Annotated in this window: 18 protein-coding genes and 2 pseudogenes; 8 read left to right on the top strand and 12 right to left on the bottom strand. The window is 45.7% G+C overall.

The window, feature by feature from the left end:
- Positions 1-18: 18 nt before the first annotated feature.
- From OGV69_RS21665 to hdeA, 4 genes are all read right to left on the bottom strand, one after another.
- Positions 19-321, bottom strand: coding sequence for an urease subunit gamma (locus OGV69_RS21665; protein ID WP_069325410.1), 303 nt, complete (start codon positions 319-321; stop codon positions 19-21).
- Between the two features lie 3 nt (positions 322-324).
- A complete protein-coding gene (locus tag OGV69_RS21660; protein WP_069325409.1) occupies positions 325-1,584 on the bottom strand; it encodes an ammonium transporter in 1,260 nt (419 codons plus the stop codon).
- Between the two features lie 96 nt (positions 1,585-1,680).
- On the bottom strand, positions 1,681-1,971 hold the full coding sequence (gene hdeB, locus OGV69_RS21655; protein WP_227409071.1) for an acid-activated periplasmic chaperone HdeB: 291 nt from the start codon (positions 1,969-1,971) through the stop codon (positions 1,681-1,683).
- Positions 1,972-2,081: 110 nt separating this feature from the next.
- Positions 2,082-2,396 (bottom strand): acid-activated periplasmic chaperone HdeA, encoded by a 315-nt coding sequence (gene hdeA, locus OGV69_RS21650; RefSeq protein ID WP_069325329.1) that lies wholly within the window; start codon positions 2,394-2,396, stop codon positions 2,082-2,084.
- A gap of 265 nt (positions 2,397-2,661) precedes the next feature.
- Between hdeA and OGV69_RS21645 the strand changes: the two genes are divergently transcribed.
- Positions 2,662-3,231: an HdeD family acid-resistance protein gene (locus OGV69_RS21645; RefSeq protein WP_069325330.1), complete on the top strand. Its 570-nt coding sequence runs from the start codon at positions 2,662-2,664 to the stop codon at positions 3,229-3,231.
- Between the two features lie 203 nt (positions 3,232-3,434).
- Here OGV69_RS21645 and OGV69_RS21640 read toward each other — a convergent pair whose 3' ends face one another.
- The 6 genes from OGV69_RS21640 to OGV69_RS21615 all read right to left on the bottom strand — a co-directional run bounded on the left by OGV69_RS21640 (position 3,435) and on the right by OGV69_RS21615 (position 10,262).
- A complete protein-coding gene (locus OGV69_RS21640; RefSeq protein ID WP_069325331.1) occupies positions 3,435-6,572 on the bottom strand; it encodes an efflux RND transporter permease subunit in 3,138 nt (1,045 codons plus the stop codon).
- A 24-nt stretch (positions 6,573-6,596) separates the two neighbouring features.
- Positions 6,597-7,751, bottom strand: coding sequence for an efflux RND transporter periplasmic adaptor subunit (locus tag OGV69_RS21635; protein WP_077224012.1), 1,155 nt, complete (start codon positions 7,749-7,751; stop codon positions 6,597-6,599).
- A gap of 36 nt (positions 7,752-7,787) precedes the next feature.
- The gene (gene crcB / locus OGV69_RS21630; protein WP_069325332.1) at positions 7,788-8,177 is read right to left on the bottom strand and encodes a fluoride efflux transporter CrcB; all 390 of its coding nucleotides are present in this window, start codon (positions 8,175-8,177) and stop codon (positions 7,788-7,790) included.
- 46 nt (positions 8,178-8,223) lie between these two features.
- Positions 8,224-8,754, bottom strand: a complete 531-nt coding sequence (locus OGV69_RS21625; protein WP_069325333.1) for a helix-turn-helix domain-containing protein — start codon at positions 8,752-8,754, stop codon at positions 8,224-8,226.
- 524 nt (positions 8,755-9,278) lie between these two features.
- Complete coding sequence (locus OGV69_RS21620; RefSeq protein WP_069325335.1) at positions 9,279-9,872, bottom strand: Slp family lipoprotein; 594 nt, start codon at positions 9,870-9,872, stop codon at positions 9,279-9,281.
- A 135-nt stretch (positions 9,873-10,007) separates the two neighbouring features.
- Positions 10,008-10,262, bottom strand: coding sequence for a YdgH/BhsA/McbA family protein (locus OGV69_RS21615; protein ID WP_069325336.1), 255 nt, complete (start codon positions 10,260-10,262; stop codon positions 10,008-10,010).
- Between the two features lie 529 nt (positions 10,263-10,791).
- Between OGV69_RS21615 and OGV69_RS21610 the strand changes: the two genes are divergently transcribed.
- Positions 10,792-12,690: a methyl-accepting chemotaxis protein gene (locus OGV69_RS21610; protein ID WP_069325337.1), complete on the top strand. Its 1,899-nt coding sequence runs from the start codon at positions 10,792-10,794 to the stop codon at positions 12,688-12,690.
- 75 nt (positions 12,691-12,765) lie between these two features.
- Here the strand turns inward: OGV69_RS21610 and OGV69_RS21605 are convergent, their stop codons facing one another.
- On the bottom strand, positions 12,766-13,374 hold the full coding sequence (locus tag OGV69_RS21605; RefSeq protein WP_038642403.1) for a DUF1062 domain-containing protein: 609 nt from the start codon (positions 13,372-13,374) through the stop codon (positions 12,766-12,768).
- Between the two features lie 281 nt (positions 13,375-13,655).
- Here OGV69_RS21605 and OGV69_RS21600 point away from each other — a divergent pair, with 281 nt between their 5' ends.
- Positions 13,656-14,288, top strand: coding sequence for an ECs1377 family protein (locus OGV69_RS21600; RefSeq protein WP_038642401.1), 633 nt, complete (start codon positions 13,656-13,658; stop codon positions 14,286-14,288).
- Positions 14,289-14,372: 84 nt separating this feature from the next.
- Here OGV69_RS21600 and OGV69_RS21595 read toward each other — a convergent pair whose 3' ends face one another.
- Entirely contained in the window at positions 14,373-14,540 is a 168-nt protein-coding gene (locus OGV69_RS21595; protein ID WP_176722630.1) for a hypothetical protein, read from the bottom strand.
- Positions 14,541-15,294: 754 nt separating this feature from the next.
- Here OGV69_RS21595 and OGV69_RS25395 point away from each other — a divergent pair.
- The 5 genes and pseudogenes from OGV69_RS25395 to OGV69_RS21575 all read left to right on the top strand — a co-directional run.
- A pseudogene (locus OGV69_RS25395) lies at positions 15,295-15,492 on the top strand (type VI secretion system contractile sheath small subunit); the annotation flags it as partial.
- A pseudogene (locus OGV69_RS25390) lies at positions 15,493-15,666 on the top strand (type VI secretion system contractile sheath large subunit); the annotation flags it as partial. It lies immediately after the preceding pseudogene.
- A gap of 12 nt (positions 15,667-15,678) precedes the next feature.
- The gene (tssK, locus tag OGV69_RS21585) at positions 15,679-17,028 is read left to right on the top strand and encodes a type VI secretion system baseplate subunit TssK (protein WP_069325339.1); all 1,350 of its coding nucleotides are present in this window, start codon (positions 15,679-15,681) and stop codon (positions 17,026-17,028) included.
- On the top strand, positions 17,025-17,714 hold the full coding sequence (gene tssL / locus OGV69_RS21580; RefSeq protein ID WP_069325340.1) for a type VI secretion system protein TssL, short form: 690 nt from the start codon (positions 17,025-17,027) through the stop codon (positions 17,712-17,714). Before tssK ends, tssL begins: the two co-directional genes overlap by 4 nt.
- A complete protein-coding gene (locus OGV69_RS21575) occupies positions 17,714-19,393 on the top strand; it encodes an OmpA family protein (protein ID WP_069325341.1) in 1,680 nt (559 codons plus the stop codon). The genes tssL and OGV69_RS21575 overlap by 1 nt, the downstream gene beginning before the upstream one ends.
- Positions 19,394-19,414: the final 21 nt, after the last annotated feature.

Genomic DNA, 19,414 nt, shown 5'->3' with positions numbered 1-19,414 from the left:
AGTCCGTTTCTCCTGCCATTAACGAATAGGATCGTGCACAGTTATCAGTCTGCTACCATCGGTAAAAATAGCTTCAACCTGTATTTGTGGGATAAGATCTGCGACGCCTTCCATGACGTCATCTTTACTCAGAATATCTCTTGATTTATTCATGACGGTTTCCAGATCATTTCCTTCTCTGGCACTCTCCATGGCTGTTGACGCAATAATAGCAACGGCTTCTGGATAATTTAATTTTATTCCTTTTTCTTTCCTGATTTGAGCTACACTGGCAAGTGAATAAATCATTATTTTCTCTATTTCTCTGGGGCTAAGTTTCATTAATTACTCCTTACCTGAAGGGGCATAAGCATCTTCGCCAAATGCTGAATAATCAGGAGATTGGCGCGCGTCATTGGTTGAAATTCGCACTGGGGTAACTTTATTAATTATCCATAAAATGAGCAGAGTAAAGATAAAAGACCATATGCTGGTAATCAGTACTGCGGCAAGTTGTTTCGCAACCTGCAATATTCCACCACCTTCCAGCAATCCTGATGGCCCTTTGCTGTTCCAGGCCTGAGAGGCAAAAACACCGAGTAGAATAGAACCAGTAATCCCACCCATACCATGTACGCCAAAAACGTCCAGTGCATCATCGACATATTTTTTAACGAGTAGTGCGCAGTAATAGCAGATAAAACCGGCAACAATGCCAATAAATGCGGCAGAATGAATTGAAACATATCCTGCTGCAGGTGTGATGGTGGCAAGACCTGCGACGGCCCCGGTCAGGAAACCTACGAACTTAGGTTTGCCGGTGTGCATTTTTTCAATTAATAGCCATGTTGCTCCCGCAAAAGCAGCAGCAATATCGGTGGTGACAAAAGCGGAAACGGTAATAGTGTTAACCTGTAATTCTGAGCCTGCGTTAAAACCATACCAGCCAAACCAGAGCAATCCTGCACCCAGAGCGATATAAGGAATGTTATGGCTACCATCAGGTTGAATGACTCGTCGCCCAACGTATAAAGCAGAGGCCAGCGCCGCGAATCCAGCTGTTGCATGGACGACGATACCACCGGCAAAATCAACCACACCCCATTTAGCCATTACGCCTTGTGGGCTCCAGACCATATGTACAAACGGACAATAAACGAATAAGGTCCATAGAGTAATAAATATCAAATATGCCTTGAACTTCACCCTGCCAACAAAAGCGCCAGTGATCAGGGCTGGGGTGATAATAGCGAACATCATTTGGTAAACAAAATGAACCAGAAGGGGGATCCCGGCGTTATTACCGGTAAACAGCGTGTTGGCATTGATATTATCTAAAAAAGCATAGTGAAGTGGATCGCCGATAATACCATTTAGACTAGGGCCAAAGGCTAAAGAATAACCGACAGAAAACCACAGTATCGCTACCCAGCTCATCGATACAAAACTTTGAAACATAATGGTGAGTATGCCTTTACGCTGGACTAAACCACCGTAAAAAAAAGCAAGCCCCGGTGTCATTAACATGACCAGACTGGTGCACAACAGCATAAATGCTGTATTAGCTGGATCCAGTATCTGAAACTGTACAGGTAATATTCCCATATCTCCTGTGCCCCTTGCTTAAGGTCTATAAAGATGATGTGTTTTAGCTATTCTTAGTACGAAGGGCTAATCACGACTTGTTGTTTTGACAGATAATTATTTATCTTTGAATGAATACAATTTTAATTGCGGGTTACGTTTGCAATATTCAATAACTTGCGGGATGCTGGTAAGATCGGTTTCATTCAAAGAGACTGAGTCTCCTCCTTTATAAACCGTTTCTTCATTAAGCATCCACCATGCGACAGGAAGCATTGCTTTGGGATTCAGATTGATAAACTCCTGACAGGTCATTTTGTCAGGACTGTTTTCTGCCGAATGCGCCAACGGGATACTTAGCATTAATAATGATAATAGAGGAGTAAATGTGATGAGTACGTGTTTCATATATAACCTCGCGGTGTATTGAATCAAATCTATTTACTGAAGCGGGAACTGCTGGGGGACAGTCCTCGCTTCAGTGATGTCAATAAATAAAACTATTGGTGTTGGCTTTACTACAGATCCTTTTTGATTTTATCCCACTCACTATCGGCTTTTTTCTTAAAATTGGCTTTTTTATCCTGCATACATGCCTGAACCAGCGCAGGAGTCACAGTTTCAACGCCTTTAACATCCAGTACCGCATCTTCCGGTTTGTCTTTCTTATTCAGGGCCTCAGCAAAGCCAACAACGGTGGGTTGGAAGGTGGCATCTGTGGCAAGAAAATCCTCACATGTCCACTGGCTGACTGGCTTGTGACTGTCTGCCGCCTGACTTAACGCAGGGATAATGAGTAGAGAGCCAACGACAATGCTTAATGTTTTATTCATCTAAGGTGCCTCTTGTTGTATCAATTAATATCGACGGGTGGAAAGTCTCATTGCGACTATTAATATATATCCTGGAACCGCATAAATGTCATATTTTGAATGAAACCGATTTTTTTATATGCTTAATATTTTCTTTTTATTTTAAAGAGTTGCACTTTGTTTAAGATGAAGTTATCAGACTATATTATTAACGATATGTTATTTATTAAAGATATTTAGCATAAATTAATGTTGTCAGTAGAACTCTGGCTAACAGGAGAAGCAAATGTTAAATGTAACACGAGATATTTTATCTAAGCTTGACGATGATGTGCTGGTTAAACAGCGGAGATTTCTTAAGTTTCTGGCATGCCTGATGTTCTTAGGTGGTGTACTTTTTATCCTTTTTCCGTATGTATCCGGAGGTGTACTGAGTATTATTGTCGGCGTAATTTTGATGTGTAGCGGTGTGGCATTGGCGATAGGTATGTTTAAGAACAGGGTGCATAACTTTTGGCCCGTTGTTTCTGGGGTAGTCGTCAGTATCGCATATTTTTTGATGGGCTATTTTTTCATTACGGCACCCGAGTTGGGAATTTTTGCTATTGCAACATTTTTAGCGTGTCTGTTTTGTCTGGGAGGCGTTATTCGACTGACCACATTTTTTAAGTGGCGTAAAGATAAAAAAGTATGGTTGCAAGGGGGGATCGGTGTTGTGGATCTTTTTATTGCATGGTGTTTTATTACTGCTGCACCGCAGGCATCAATTTATATGGTGTCAATGGTAACGGGTATTGAACTAATGTTGAGTGGGATTAGCTGCGTATTTATTGCCAATCAGTTTCGTAAGCCATAGCATTACAGCCTCAGATAATATTATCACCAGGCCCCGGTAACGGGGTCATTAAGATATAAAAAAACTGCCCTTTCGGGCAGTAAAAATGGAAGCATAGCTAAATATGTTCTCAGGGGATCAGTATGTACTGATGCCTGTATAATCCTAAATAATATCGACATACATTTCAAAAGATATCTCAGTTGTATTTTAATAAATAAATCTTAATGATTATTCTTGGTTTCTTTTGTTGTTGTTATTTTTGTGAACAAACGATGTACAACAATAAAAAATACTGGAACAAAAAATATCGCCAGAATGGTTGCTGCTATCATCCCGCCCATCACACTTGTTCCAACCGCATTTTGCGCACCCGAGCCCGCACCATGACTAATGACCAATGGAAGCACACCAAGAATGAATGCCAGAGAGGTCATCAGGATCGGTCTTAGGCGCATACGTGCTGCATCCAATGTTGCTTCGATATCGCTTTTCCCCTGTTTTTGCATAATTTCAACGGCAAATTCCACAATCAAAATTGCATTTTTGGCGGATAACCCAATCGTGGTCAAAAGACCTACCTGAAAATAAACATCATTGGTTAATCCGCGTAGCCAGGTCGCTAACAACGCTCCAACAACACCAAGTGGAACAACCAGCATTACTGCAATTGGAATTGACCAGCTTTCATAGAGCGCAGCCAGACACAGAAAAACAACAATGATTGAAATAAAGTACAGCATAGGGGCCTGTTCAGTGGATAAGCGCTCCTGATAAGACATTCCTGTCCAGTCATATCCGATGCCAGCAGGTAGCTTTTCAATGAGCGAGACCATAAATGCCATGGCATCACCGGTACTTTTACCTGGCGCGGCTTCGCCAAGAATCTCCATCGAAGGGGAACCGTTATAGCGTTCAAGACGCGGTGATCCATAAGTCCATTCTGTGTAGGCAAAAGCGCTAAACGGAACCATATCTCCTGATGCGTTACGAACATACCAACTATTAATATTTTCCGGCAGCATGCGGTAGGGGATGGCTGCCTGCACAAAGACCTTTTTGACGCGTCCGTTATCCAGAAAGTCGTTAACGTAGCTGCTACCAAAAGCGGTTGAGATCGTTTGATTAATATCGCTGAGAGAGACTCCCATGGATTCTGCTTTTGCTGCATTGACCTGTACCCTGAACATGGGGGTATCCTCCAGTCCATTGGGGCGAACGCCGACTACCTGTTCGGGATGCTGTTTTGCCATTCCCAGGAGCTGATTTCTTGCCTGAGTGAGTTTTTGATGACCCAGATTGGCTTTATCAATAAGTTCCAGATCAAACCCTGAGGCCGTTCCAAGTTCAGGTACGGCGGGTAGATTGAAAGGATAGACAATAGCCTGATTGATGGTACTTAGTGCTTTAACCGCACGTTGAATAATTGCATTAATACCGTCAGTACTGGCTGTGCGCTCAGACCAGGGTTTCAGACTGACAAAAGCCAGGCCATTGTTCTGACCTTGCCCACTGAATCCAAAACCGCTAACCGTAAAGACCGATTCCACATTCTTTTTTTCCTGTTCCAGGTAGTAGCGGCTTACATCTGCAAGTACCTGATTGGTTTTTACCAGTGTCGCGCCAGGCGGCAACTGTGCCATGGTCAGCAAAACGCCCTGATCTTCCTCAGGTAAAAACGAGGTTGGAATGCGCAGAAAAAGCACTATCATGGTAATAATAATCAGTAAATACAAAAAGATATATCGAGACGTTACTCGCAGTATTTTGCATGTACTGTCGCTGTAATGTTGAGTAAAACGCTCAAAGTATTGGTTAAACAACGCGAAAAAACGTGGTGGAGAGTGAGGGTAATCTGGATGAACCGGCTTGATCAATGTGGCGCACAGTGCGGGGGTTAATGACAAGGCGGTTAATAAGGAAAGCGCCATGGCGGCAACAATAGTTACCGAGAATTGCCGGTATATCTCACCGGTGGAGCCACCCAGTAACGCCATTGGTACAAATACCGCTGAGAGGACAAGAACAATTCCCACCAGCGCCCCCTGAATTTGCGACATCGATTTATGTGTGGCCTCTTTTGGCGAAAGGTGTTCTTCGGCAATCACGCGTTCAACATTTTCGACAACCACAATCGCATCATCAACGAGCAGGCCAATAGCCAGAACAAGGCCAAACATGGTCAGAGTATTGATGGTAAAGCCGGCTATGGCGAGCACTGCAAAGGTGCCTAATATGACAACCGGGACTGCAATTGTTGGAATAAGTGTTGCCCGAAAATTTTGTAAGAATAGATACATAACGATGAAAACTAAAACAATAGCTTCAACCAGAGTTTTAACTACTTCTTGTATCGATATCTGAATAAAAGGGGTTGTATCATAGGGATAAACTGTTTTGAGCCCATAGGGAAACCAGGGGGAAAGTCGGGATATTTCCTCTTTTACTAATTTGGCAGTATCAAGGGCATTCGCGCCGGTCGCTAATTTAATCGCAATTCCTGCTGCGGGGTTCCCATTGTACTTCGCAACGGTGCCATAACTTTCAGCACCCAGCTCGATATGGGCAACGTCATTCAGCGTAACTCGCGAGCCATCCTGTTGAACTTTCAGAAGAATATTTCCAAATTCATCAGTATTTTGCAGCCGGGTCTGAACGATAATGGAGGCGTTCAGTTGCTGATTATTCGCCTGAGGCGCACCACCTAATTGCCCTCCGGATATTTGGTTATTTTGTACTTTGATTTCTTGAATGATGTCCTGAGGGACAAGTTGGTATTGATTGAGTTTTATCGGATCTAGCCAAATACGCATGGCATGCTGTGAACCAAATAACTGAATGCTACCCACCCCTGCGATTCTGCTGAGAGGATCTTTGATATTTGACGCGACATAATCGGCAATATCGTATTGGTTAAGCGACCCATCATCTGAAATAAATGCGGCAACAAGTAAAATGTTGCTACTTGCTTTATCAACACTGATACCTTGTTGTTGTACTTGCTGCGGAAGTGATGGCATCGCCAGTTGGAGTTTATTTTGTACCTGGACCTGAGCGATATCTGGATTGGTTCCCGATTCGAACGTGAGGGTCATGACCGCATTACCGGAGGCATCGCTGGTAGAGGACATATACATTAATCCATCCAGACCATTCATATTCTGTTCAATAATCTGCGTCACCGAGTTTTGCACGGTCTGTGCATCCGCGCCTGGGTAAGTCGCGGTGATTGTTATCGCAGGTGGAGCAATGCTGGGGTATTGGGCGATGGGCAACTGAGTGATGGCAATAATGCCGCTTAACATCATGATAATAGCAAGAACCCAGGCGAAGACTGGGCGCTCAATAAAGAAATTCGCCATAAGGAAGACTCCTGTTACCCGGCCTTACTGAGGTAAAGGGGGATTTGATTCCAGGGGGGAGGAAAGGGCATGGGCTTTAATGCCTGGACGAATCTGCTGGAGACCAGAGACAATTACTCTGTCGCCAGGGCGTAATCCTGACGTCACCAGCCATTTATCTCCTATCGCTTTTGCAGCTGTGATTTCACGCAACTGGACGATGTTCTCGGCATCGAGAATGAGCGTTGTCGCTTTGCCGCTGGCGTTGCGGGTGACCGCTTCTTGCGGAACCAGCAATACATGGTGCTGGATGCCTTCATTGAGTACAGCAGTAACATACATGCCGGGTAAAAGAGTATTATCAGGATTCGGGAAAATAGCTCTGAGCGTAACTGATCCCGTTGTTTCATCTACCGTGAGGTCAGAGAATTGCAATTTTCCCGTGTGGGCATACCGCTTACCGTTATCAAACTCCAGCAAGGCCGTCACCTGCCCTTGGCTTTGCTCAATTACGCCTTGTTCCATGTCAGTTTTTAGCTTAAGAAAATCATTGGCGGACTGGGTCACATCGACATAAACCGGGTCAAGTCGTTGAACCGTGACCAGTGCTTGTGTTTGGTTGGCGGTGACTAACGCACCGATGGTGACTGTGGGTTTTCCGCTTAATCCACTCAGTGGTGAAGTGACACTGGCATAGTTCAGGTTGATTCTGGCACTTTGTACTGCCGCTTTTGCCACTAAGAGGTTTGCCTGCGCTTCCTTTGCGTTAGCTTGAGCCGTGTTATAGTCCTGTCGGCTGACATAATTTGATTTTAGTAATGCTGTATAACGATCTAACGTTAAACGGCTGTTATCCGCAGCGGATTGAGCCTTCGCCAGATTACCCTTCGCTCGATCCAGTTCTGCCAGCAAGGGGGCAGAATCAATCTGAAACAACTGCTCTCCTGCATTGACCTTACTGCCTTCTTTAAACTGACGACTAATTATGATTCCACCAACTTGAGGGCGTATCTCGGCAATTTCGAAAGGAACAATGCGTCCTGGTAATTTGCTGGTGATATTTATTGATTCAGCCTGCAGAGTAATAACCCCCACATCCGGTACGGCGGGATGTGGAAGCGTATTTTTACTGTCGTCACATCCCCCGATGAAGAGAAGATTAAGCAGACCAATTACCGCGAATTTTCTTTTTATCTGCATCATATCGCTCACATTAATGTCACGAGAGTTTGCGGTTTATCGGCACCAATTGGTAATAAACGACGCAACTAAGAAGCCGGTATAAACGGCGAGCAAGGAAAACAGTACATGAACGGCAATTTCTGTACTGGCCCAGATATAATCTTCGTTTTGCAAATGTGAAAAAACTTCCTCTGAAAAGGTTGAAAAGGTCGACAGACCACCACATAACCCAGTTGTGATCATCAGTTTAACTGCCGGTGAGAATGATGTAAGTCGTGTAAAAAAGACCGTAGCAAAGCCAATAATGAATCCAGCAATGATGTTTGAGATGAGAGTACCCGGCGGCAATAAAGGAAAAAAAGCATTTAATCGCTGAGATATACCCCAACGTAACGCACTTCCTATACCGCCACCAATCATAATGGCAATTAATGATGTTAGCATATAATATTAATTTCCTGATAAAATTGAAATATTACTCACTTGTATGCTAAAAGTAAGGTGATATTTTTAGAGTGACCAGATCGCTTATTCGCCGAAGCTTTAGCTTAAGCATAATGTTGAATTTTTGAATACGCATCGTCTGCTCAGAGATGTTAAGTGATTGGGTGATGTCATTTATGTTTTGCTGATTAATAATCGAATTAACAAGTTTCAGCTGGTTATGCGAAAGTGCCACATTCGGTTTCTGATATGAAATTTTTTCATCTATGATGAGTGAGAGTAAGTTCATAAGTGGCTCTTTTCTGTTTACAAACAGTAAAGGCGATGCGCTTTTCAATTTACTAATTTGAAAAGGGGCAAGGATGATGATTCTTTGCACATCAATGTGATTAAGCAGTCTGACCGTAACTTCATCTATAATATTATTGTGATAAGTATCGATAACTATTCTTACAGTGTGATCGATGTCATTAAAGTTAATGTCTGAAAGTTGATTAATCTTGATGATTTTTTCCTTTTCCTGTAGGTGAATAATACCCTGGAAAAGGAAAAAATCCTTTGTGATGATGAAAATCATAACAATGCTCCTTTGGTGCATATATCTAGTTATAATATTTGTAAATAATAGAGTTTTACATTGGTTATTGAGATTGAAGATGCAGGAGGCAGTTATTCCATGCTATGTTTATTTAATGTTATAAACATAATCTATTTTTCTGATTAATCCAGATGTAAATCTATATAATAATCCTAAGTAAAATTCTCAGTGCTATGAAATAACTGGTTTTTATATTTTAGTATAAGAAAATTCCTAGTGTGCAAAATGCCAACTAGATATTGGTATGAAATATTATGTTTTATGTTATCCAGGATTAATTTATATAAAGCTAGCTTGTACAATATCTTCTGGAACATTAGGATAAATATGTCACTTGTATTAGTGACGAACTTGAGACTCCTATACAGACTTTTGCTGGCGATAACTTCGCCAGCTTTTTTATTTATATTCAACAGAGAAAAGGTGAGAGATTCATGCGGTAATGCCTGGAAACATAGTTTTCCAGGCATTGAATAGAATGGACAGAAGATAATTATCGAATGTTAAGGATACAGGGTTTTCTCTACCTGTAGTGGTGGATCGTACCATCCCCAACCGGGATACATCATGCCATTCCAGTCGGCAGGCCAAACTGGCCCAATACCGTAGTCAAAACCTGGGGCCGGCATAATACGCGTTTCTTCTTGCCACACCTGATAACCAACAATATTCATTGTAACAAAAGAATAGGTGGAATTACCAACCCGGCCAGTACGACTCCCCGTCAGGTTACCCAGTACGGTAACATAGTGATTGCGGAAATTTACCGGATCGAGGAACATTAAGCTTTTGGCCAGTATCCGTCCCTGATATTGTGCCCCAATTTCTGGCTGCGCATTATAATTAAGCGGCAGTACAGCTATTTCAAGCAACGTTTCTTGAGGCTGATTAACAACATTAATAATGAGGCCTCCCAGTCGAACCTCTTGCCCAACATAGAGACCAGGGGTTTGCTTCAGTTTTAGAAAATCTTTTTGCAAGTCTGGTTGATTATTACCTTTAATCGATGCAGGAATAGTGCTACAACCAGAGAGAAAGAGTGTAATCGCGATGACCGCGATATATGGTAATTTCCCAGAGGGATAAACCTTTAACATATTATCTCCTTAAACAGATTAAATGTAAGGTTAAATAGAAAAGCATTATAATAAAGCTACTCGATTCTCCCTTATCAGGAGAATCGAGTTTTCAGGTAGGAATAATTTATAAATGACTTATTTGTATCATGGCATTTAGTTGTAAATGTCCGCATTGATAGTTTTGTGTTCAGCATGCCCTTCAGTTGATGTAATTACGTAGTATTTGCCACCCTTTTCATCTACTTTTTTGCTGAGCCCATCATCAGTCATTGTGAATCCATCTTCCGTTACGCTAATCTCTCCTATTTTGGTATATTTGCTTGCCTGTTCTGGTGTAATTTGCTCTGCGGCATATGCTGAAAATGCGATTACCGAACCTAACAATACCATGATGCTAAATTTTTTCATAAGTTGATTCTCTTATAGAGTAATGGTGAACAATAATTATGTTAGATAATTTATTTTTTAATTCAATGCGAAAGTGAGTTTATTACCGATGCCACATTTTTAGAGGTGATTAATTAGTTGATCTAAAAGTATTTTTTGATGAATTGATATTTAATATAATAATCCTAACGTTGGATTCCAGTTGCGATCTGCAAAGAATATCGATTGTTATCTCTATGAACTAATTATATCCGCAGGGGTAATTAAGATTTCAACTGATTACTGAGACTTTCCTGTTAGCGGTCTTGGCCAGGAACAGTAATTACGTTATTTTGATGGATAGAATAATATTCTATAAATTATGAAATCACAAAATATAGATCTGAAATTATTGATAGTGCAGATGTTTGCTCTGTTATGAGTAATTAAATAGAGGTGTATTTTCTGATTTTAAACCTAAAAATACCCATCCTTCTTTTGAAAAAATTTAAAGTGCAGCTATGTCACGCCGATAACCATGACGAAAATATGGATAAGGGAGGTAAGTGGCATGTGGTGGGTTTATCGAATGCCGATGAAAATGAAGTTAATAATCGCGCTGCAACCACTATTATTGGCGTTATGTTGGTTTGCTGGTTCAGGAATATGGACGCGCATCGAAACAGAACGACAGATGGAGAATATTGCCCAACTGACAGCCCTCGCGCGCAGTGCCGGAAATGTGGTGCATGAACTGCAAAAAGAGCGTGGAATGAGTGTCGGGTTTCTTGGGGCCGAAGGGAAGACGTTCAAAGATGAACTAAACGCACAACGGGCCTTAACCGATCGCGAGATCGAGGTATTTGTGGATTCGCTGTCCGATACCGCCTTACAGGCAGGGGATGTCACCACCTCTGTCGCCGCGTTTAAGAAAAATATTCTGTCACTGGCGACACTCCGGGAAAAGGTGACGCAATTGGGTCTGCCAGCCTCTGAGGTGGTTAAGTTTTATACCAACGTTATTGCTGATGTACTGAATTTTGTGGGCCGGTTAGGGACGTTGACGGATTCCGGCGAGATGGCGAATTCATTCGCAGCCTACTACAACCTGCTGAATTTGAAGGAGCAAGCGGGTATTGAGCGGGCGCTGCTGGCAAATATCTTTTCCTCTGGTCATTTCGCCGACGGACAATTACATCAGCTTAGCGATGTGGTCAGTAAACAGAATGTCTGGCTGGCGCAATCTTTGCGCCTGAGTCCACCTGAACAGGCCGCCATGCTCAAAAGTCGCTTACAATCCACCGACGCTACCCAAGCGCTTTCATTACGCGAAGCTGCGTTTAGTCATGCGGCGAATGGTGGATTTGACGTCGATCCTACCGTCTGGTTTAAAGTACAAACCCAGCGTATTGAAGTGATGCGACAGATTGAAAATGTGGCAGCGAATCTTCTGTGGGAAAGTGCGATAAAACTCGCGCAGGATGCGCGTAAGAACTGGCAGATATATATGGCCGTGAGCCTGCTGGCGCTACTGGCATCATTGGCGTTCGCCGGGGCCATCGCACTCAATATGCACCGTCAGTTCAGCGACACGCTAAACAAGATTGCGGGTATGAACGGCGATCTGACTCAACGTCTGGCGACACCAGGGAAAGACGAGCTTTCTTCGCTCAATCGCGCCTATAACACGATGCTGGAAAATATTCAGCACATCGTACAGGAGATTAAACAAGGCTCTCTGGTGCTGTACGATGCCAGCAGTAGTATTACGGCGGGAAATCAGGATCTGGCCCAGCGCACCGATGAACAGGCCGCATCGATTGTAGAAGCCGTGGCCAGTATGGAACAGCTCTCAACGACGATTACGCAAACGGCGGACAATGCCCGCGAAGCGGAGCTCCTGACAATAAGATTGGAAAAAGAGGTTCGCCAGGCCAGTAACGTCGCCAGCGCGGCAAATCAGAGCATGGGGGATATTCGCTCCTCCAGTGAGAAAATCTCAAATATCGTTACCTCAATTGATGATATTTCTTTTCAGACGAATTTGCTGGCGCTGAATGCGGCTGTTGAAGCGGCTCGCGCCGGAGAGATGGGAAGGGGGTTTGCGGTAGTAGCCAGTGAAGTGCGTAACCTTTCACAGCGCTGTGCTAAAGAAGCGAATCAGATCCGGGAGCTGGTGGCGCAGAATATGGTAAAAATCAGCGAGGGCGTTGAGCGGGTTACCGCATCAGCTACCGCGCTAAAAGCGGCGGCGGATAATACCACCAGTATGAAGCAATATATCGGCGATATCGCCCGGGTAGCGACGGAACAATCGCAGGGTGTTTCCCAGATAAACCTGGCGCTGAGACCCATGGAGCAAGTTACACAGCAAAACGCGGCATTGGTTTCTCAGGCCGCGAATGACAGCCAGCGGCTGGATAATCTCTCAGTAACCATGAGGGATCTGGTTAATCGTTTTGTTGTCTGACATGACACCGCTATCCCGATCCGGCAAAGGTGTCGGATCGGGAGGGCTCATTACCTCAGGATGAGCCTTATTCTATTAACGTGGCGCCAGAACCACCCTTCGCCGGGCATACAACGTTACCGCAGACAAGTGAAAATCGACATTTGCTGTCCGTAACTTTCGGGATTTGAGTTCTTTCATGGTGATACCGCGAATATGACCTTCATCTATCAGGCTCTTAATCTCCGCCGTGCTGAGTAAAAGCTGGCGCTTCAATATCGATAGCACACTGATCTGAAAAGCACAGGTAAGCCTGATGCTGACGGCGAAGTGCTGGTCAATGTTGATGCTGGCCTGCCATTGTTCATGAACACGAAAATCAGGCTTACCCGCAAGCTCAGCGTTGTTTCGGCTCAGAGTGGCTTTATCATGAGAATAATAGTGAACCGTACTGGCATCATTAGTGATAAACCGCTGGTACAGCTCTCGGTTAATTTTGCTGATGTGAAGCCGTGAGAACAGCGAGATATTCCACGTATATTCACAATGCGTACATTTATAAATGCTCCAGATATCGAGCACTTTTTTTTGTGAATTGACCCTGAAGGACCCGGAAGGTGCAAACTCGCGTTTTACATTACATGCGGGACAGCGTTTGGTAATACGCTGGTACCCGGCAGGAGTGACAGTCCATGTGACTTTCATACCGTACCTTTTTTAACCCAAATAAATTCGGATCCGTATTGAACGAACCATCGTTTTTATATGAGAAAAATATTTGTTAGATATTTTTCAGTGGGTTAAGAAAAGATTTCTAACACGGTGACCCTGTCCGCCAGCCAATGAATTCCATGAGATTATCAGTGTGATAACAATTAAGTATATGAGTTGAATCAATATTTGTTAGGTTGCCGGGCTTTCGGTAGTCGTCTGTCGCTGGTAAAGTGAGCAGCAAATACCGAAATGTGGCCAGAAGGGAATGCCGTGTGAGCGGACGTATTGATTATCAGACTGAAAAGTACAGCTTTACAGAGGCTGCTGAAAGTTCTCGTCTTACCGGCCAATGGGCTGACGTCATTGCTGAATGTCGGGAAATGAAGGCCGGCCCGGAAGAGCGTCTGCGTATTGCCTTACTGAACGTGGACTATGTGACCAGCTTTGAACTGCCTTTTCGGTTGTTATTGCTTCGCACCCCGCAATTGATTGCCAGCGTGCGTGACGTGCTACAGCTTAGCCAGAAAAACGTCATCTTTAATGGTAAACGCTTTGGGTGTGTGTATACCCTGAAAGCGAGCCTTGACGGTATACCGGATGAATTTCAGTATCGCCTGTCGCATCGTATCCGGCGCATAGATCCAGAAGGGTTGACCGAAGCCCCTTACCAGCAGATCGCAAAAGCGGTGAAATCTCCACGGGAACGCCTGAAGATAGCGCTCGAATCAGGACTTGATGTCACGGCGTTGGACGGGCTTTTCTGGTTTGGTAGCCAACGTATAGCAGCTGACGTACTGAGGTTGAGAAAATCAGGGATGCGGGTAGCGACGGGCCAGATATTGGTGTCTGATAATCTCACTGCAACAATGAGGCCTGTACCGTTTTATCGCCTGGCTCAGGGCTGAGCTAAAAAGATATTTTCCTGCAACGTTCAATGAGATAGTTAATCGCATCCTGGGGAGACAGCGCCCGGACGATGTGGGACTGAATCATGGCATCGTTGCAGCAGATATGACAGCATTCAGCCAGCTTTCGGCAATATCACGGGCAGAATTCAGCAATGGCTCGCCGGTTGTGGCAGGGCACCAGGCCTGATTGGCAACCTGACGATAGGCCAGGGGCGACAGTTTGGCCGGCAGCGTAAAAGTTGGATTCATTAATAACCGTTCTCGGCTTAATGGGCATTTATGGCATATGCTGGCAGAGGTATTTTGAAAAGCCAGACCATTTTCACACTTCAATTTTTAAAATTCGATCTTTTTCGGCGATTAATCAATGATTGCTGGAATATATATCTATTTTATAAATACTTTGACGCATTCATGATTATTGTTGTGAAGAATTATTTTTCAATGGAGAATAAGTTTCTGGAATAAATAATTTGATTTTCTGGAAAATGGTTTAACATTTAAAATATACATAAAACCCACTCTGAATTCTCTGCCTGATGTACATGGTGGGTAATTAATAATTGTCAAAAGATATTGTTTATGTTGTTTGTATTTATGGGGTGAAGTTTGCGGATTGAATAATCATCAGATTGGCAAAACTTAATCGGAGCTGGGCGCTAAATTGTTACTTAACCGAAATAATTAATAACGGGAATTAAGTGGCGCGATGGCAGGTTGTATACGCTTAAATCCTTTATGGGCAATGGATCCGGAAAGAAATATTTGTTCATTTTCTGAAATGGAAAATAGCAGTGACGGACTTTAAGTGAAATTATTATTTACATTTGCATTGGGCGTGCAGACTTGTTAACGCCATCAACCGGCGTACGATTTTCATCGTAACCCTCTGTTTTATTCATCATTATTTATCGCTGTCAGGGCGGTGGAGTCGTTCTGTGGAAAGCCCCTTTGGCTTTCACTTCTTCTGCTGTCGTAGACACGTCAAATGAAGGAACATTGCATGTCCGGTTCGTACCAGGAAGAAATACCCAAAGCTCGTATTAACTTATATTTAGCCCTGCACACCGGTGGGGCCCAGAAAAAAACCGAGCTGCCGCTGAAACTGCTGACAGTTAGGGACTTCTGTCATGGCCGGGAAAATCGTCCGTTGTCTGAACGCGAAAAGGTAAACATTTCGAAGAGCAATTTCGACAGCGTAGGCGACGATCTGCAGGCGTCCCATCCGTTTCGCGATACCAAAGTCATTGTTGAAGACATTGAGGACAAGCCGGGTTTCTTCCGTGTGAAACGCTTTGCAATCCCTCATTTCCAGGTCGATGGCATGGACGTCAATCTGTCTGTGGCATCCCGGATGCCTAAAGCAAAAGCATAAGGCAGGACAGGGATGAAAATTTATCGTCCACTGTGGAACGAGGGGGCTTTGCTGTCCCCTCAGCAGTTCCAGCAGCAGGCTGAATGGGAATCTTTTCGCAGTGCCGGTGCATCAGCGCTAGCCACCCCATTCCCTTGGGGCGTGGAAAAGATTGAGTTTAATGACAGTTTTCTTTCGTCCGGCCTGATCCAGATTACGCAGTTACGCCTCTGGCTGGAAGATGGTTCACTGATTGATGCGCAAAGGAGCGATCTGCTTCCCCCTCCTCGCGAGTTAGACCCGGATCTGTTGGCTGGTCTGGATGCGGTAACAGTCGTTATCGCACTCCCTCATTTGCAGCCCGGTGTTATTAATGTTGAACAGGAAGGCATGACCGCTGACCGTCCGCTTCGTTACCGGGAGGAATGGGTAACTATACCGGATGTTTTTGGTTCTGAAGAAGAATCCATGGCAGTTGCCCGGTTTAATTTCACCATCCGGTTTGCCCATGAAAGTAATGAGGCCTGGAAAGTCTGCCCGGTAGCAAGACTGCTCCGGGATGGACAAAATGCGTGGCGACAGGATCCGTCTTTTATTCCTCCAGTGGCGTCATTCGGAGCAAGTCCGGTTCTTCGCGAACGTCTGGTGCTGCTCAATCGCCAGTTACGCTCCCGACGCCAGCGTCTGATGACCATGCGTCGTGAAAGCAACGAAAGACTTGCCGATTTTGCTGTCGCGGATGTTTCCCTTTTCTGGTTGCTGAATGCACTGAATTCTCACGCCAGAGTGCTGACGGAATACGAACGTTTTCCGTGCCGTCCACCTGAACAGGTGTGGGCGGAGCTCGCTCGTCTGGCAGGCAGTATGCTGACCTTTTCCCTGGACCATGACCTTGACGCTATACCGGGGTATGACCACGAGGAACCAGCCAATGCGTTTCCCCCGCTGTTTGACCTGATAGCGGGGTTGCTGGAGGCAAGTCTGCCATCCCGGGTCATTGCACTGGAAATGTCCCGCCCGGACGGACAGACATGGAAGGCCAACCTTCACGATATTCGTCTGCGTGAAGAGGCCGACCTCTGGCTCTCTGTGCGCTCAGATATCCCGGCCTGGCAGGTTGCCGACAAATTCCCGGCACTCTGTCAGGCGGGGTCACCTGATGAAGTTAATACCATTTATGGCGCCGCGCTCAGGGGGATTCCATTGATTCCGGTGAGCAGAGTCCCGGCAGCATTGCCTGTACGTATGGAGAACCAGTACTTCGCGCTTGATATGGAAAGCTCCGCTGCGCATGAAATGCTGGAGCAGGGGGTGTGTATGTTCTATGTGCCTGAGTTACTTGGCGCTCTGGAACTTGAACTGTTTGCGGTATTGCGCTCATGAGACAGGATATTGATATCGACCAACTGATGACGGAGACCTGGCTCACCGTCACCATGCTGAAGAACGGCGCTGTCACGTTTAATGGCTCTGCGCTTTACCACAAATGCGTTAAACAGGTTGAAAGTGTGCGGGAAGCGCTGGAGCGTGCCGGTTATGACGAGGCCAGTGTCGGGCATATTTCCTACGCACAATGCGCCCTGCTCGACGAGACGGTGATGAGCCGTAAGCCTGAAAAAAGCGAGGAAGGAGAGGAGACGAAAGTTGATGAAGGCCAGATAGCTTGGCGTAAAGCGCCGCTTCAGGCCCGATTTTTTGGATCACTTCGGGCAGGTGAAGTGTTATGGGATCGCATTGCAGAAGTCCTGCGTCAGCCCTCACCGAACCCGGCCGTTTTAACCTGTTATCACCGGGTGATTGCCCTGGGTTTTCAGGGGTTATACAGCCTGAAAGAGGTCAGCCAGTCGCAGCGTGATGAGGTAGTGAAAGCCCTTTCTGAACGCGTTTCTCCGCCTGATGCAGGTCTGTCACTGGTTGTTGACCTGATGGGGAAACATCGCTGGAGTCTGTTCCGTTCAGTCTGGTTCTGGATAGCGCTTGCCGTCATTCTTACCGGCGTTATCTGGTGGGGGGGCCATCTGTGGCTTCAGGCTCTGTTGTCAGCACAAATACCGGAGCTGCATGGCTAATGCGTAGAACAGTCATCATTCCGGTAGTTCTGCACACCCTGGTAGCCGTTGCCACGTTGTTGTGGTTGCTGTGGTGTTTTATCCCGACAGGCAATGTTTTTAACGGTCTGATCACTCTGCTGCTCCTCCTTCTGGCAGGCGGGTATGTTGTTAAAAACTGTCGGAGTGAAGAGCCTACTTCTGACGTTACCCTCCCGGTTGCTGAACTGCCATTACTCGACACCCAGGGCCCCGTTGTACTGGTGTGTGGTGACATGCTGGAAACGTTGTTTCAGGGAGGTCCTCTGCGTAAAACAGCCCAGGGATGGTGGCTACGGGCCGGTGACGTCAGCTGGTTAACTGACATTGTCCGCAGCATACAGAAGCAGTTCCCGCGCCAGGTCGGACAGCTCTCGGTGATGTACCGTTGCCTGCCAGACCATCATCAGGATGAAGCCGTTCTGCGTTCCGCACTGAAAACGCTCCGCCAGCAGTGTAAACAGATTAAATCCCTGACGGGTTTCACACTGCCGGTTGTGTTGAGTGCCGAATTTTCCGGGCCTGAAACGCCGTGGATAATCGTTCGGGGTGATAAGCGGATTGTATGCCAAGTTAATGATTCGCCTCAGGCATTCATTGACTGGCAGCAGGCGGGAGACAATATCCTGGCGCTGCCAGCAGTCAGCCAGGCATTTTCCTTTATCCGTAATATGCTGGCCGATGAGCTGGAGAAACCTGACCGGTTAACACCGCCTGTGCGCGTATTTTCCGTGGCCATGCGCCTCGGAGTAGTCAATCCAGAGACTCAGTCTGTCTGGTCCGATTGGCTCTATTCCCGCACTTGCTTGCAGTTTTCACGGGAATCCCTGCAGCCACTTCATACCGGTTTGTTCCCGGATGCCGTTCTGCCACTTTTGGTACCGCTTACTTCGACAGTTCAGGGGGGCCAGCGTACCCGCCGTTTGGTTCTGTTGATGTGGCTGTGCGTTCTGACGGCTATGGGCATGTCCGCGCTCAATAATCGTAATCTTATTCGTCATGTCAGTGCCAATTTACAGCGCTGGAATGCTATTCCAATGAAACATTACCGTCCTAAAGCAGAATCACTGGCCGCATTGAAACAGGATGTGCTCCTGCTTGAGCGGTGGCAGCGTCAGGGAGAGCCTTTACGTTACAGCCTGGGCTATTATCCGGGGCAACGCCTGTGGCTGGCCTTGCAGCAGGCTATCGATACCTGGACTCCCCCACCTGCCCCTAAACCAAAACCGGTACCCAAAATTGTACGGCTCGACAGCATGTCGCTGTTTGATTCTGGCAAATCAGCACTTAAAGGCGGCTCAACCAAAATACTCGTCAACGCACTGGTGGGGATCAAAGCCAGAACAGGCTGGCTCATCGTGGTCAGCGGCCACACAGACAATACCGGCAGCGTACAACTCAACCAGACCCTGTCTTTGCAACGAGCGGAGGCCGTCCGTAACTGGATGCGTGATACCGGGGATATACCGGAAAGTTGTTTTGCCGTGCAGGGTTACGGTGACAGCCGACCGATTGTATCAAACGACACGCCTGATGGCCGTGCGCACAACCGGCGTGTCGAGATCAGCCTGGTACCGCAGGCTGACGCCTGTCGTCTGCCAGATGCAAAACTCGCGCCACAGGATGTAAGTGACGTTTCAACTAAACAAATGGAGAAGTAAACATGGCAATCCCGGATTTTC

Origin of the sequence: Citrobacter sp. Cc139 (genome assembly GCF_030334645.1) — a bacterium.
Lineage (GTDB): Bacteria > Pseudomonadota > Gammaproteobacteria > Enterobacterales > Enterobacteriaceae > Citrobacter > Citrobacter werkmanii.
This window is presented reverse-complemented; position numbering and strand designations above follow the sequence as displayed.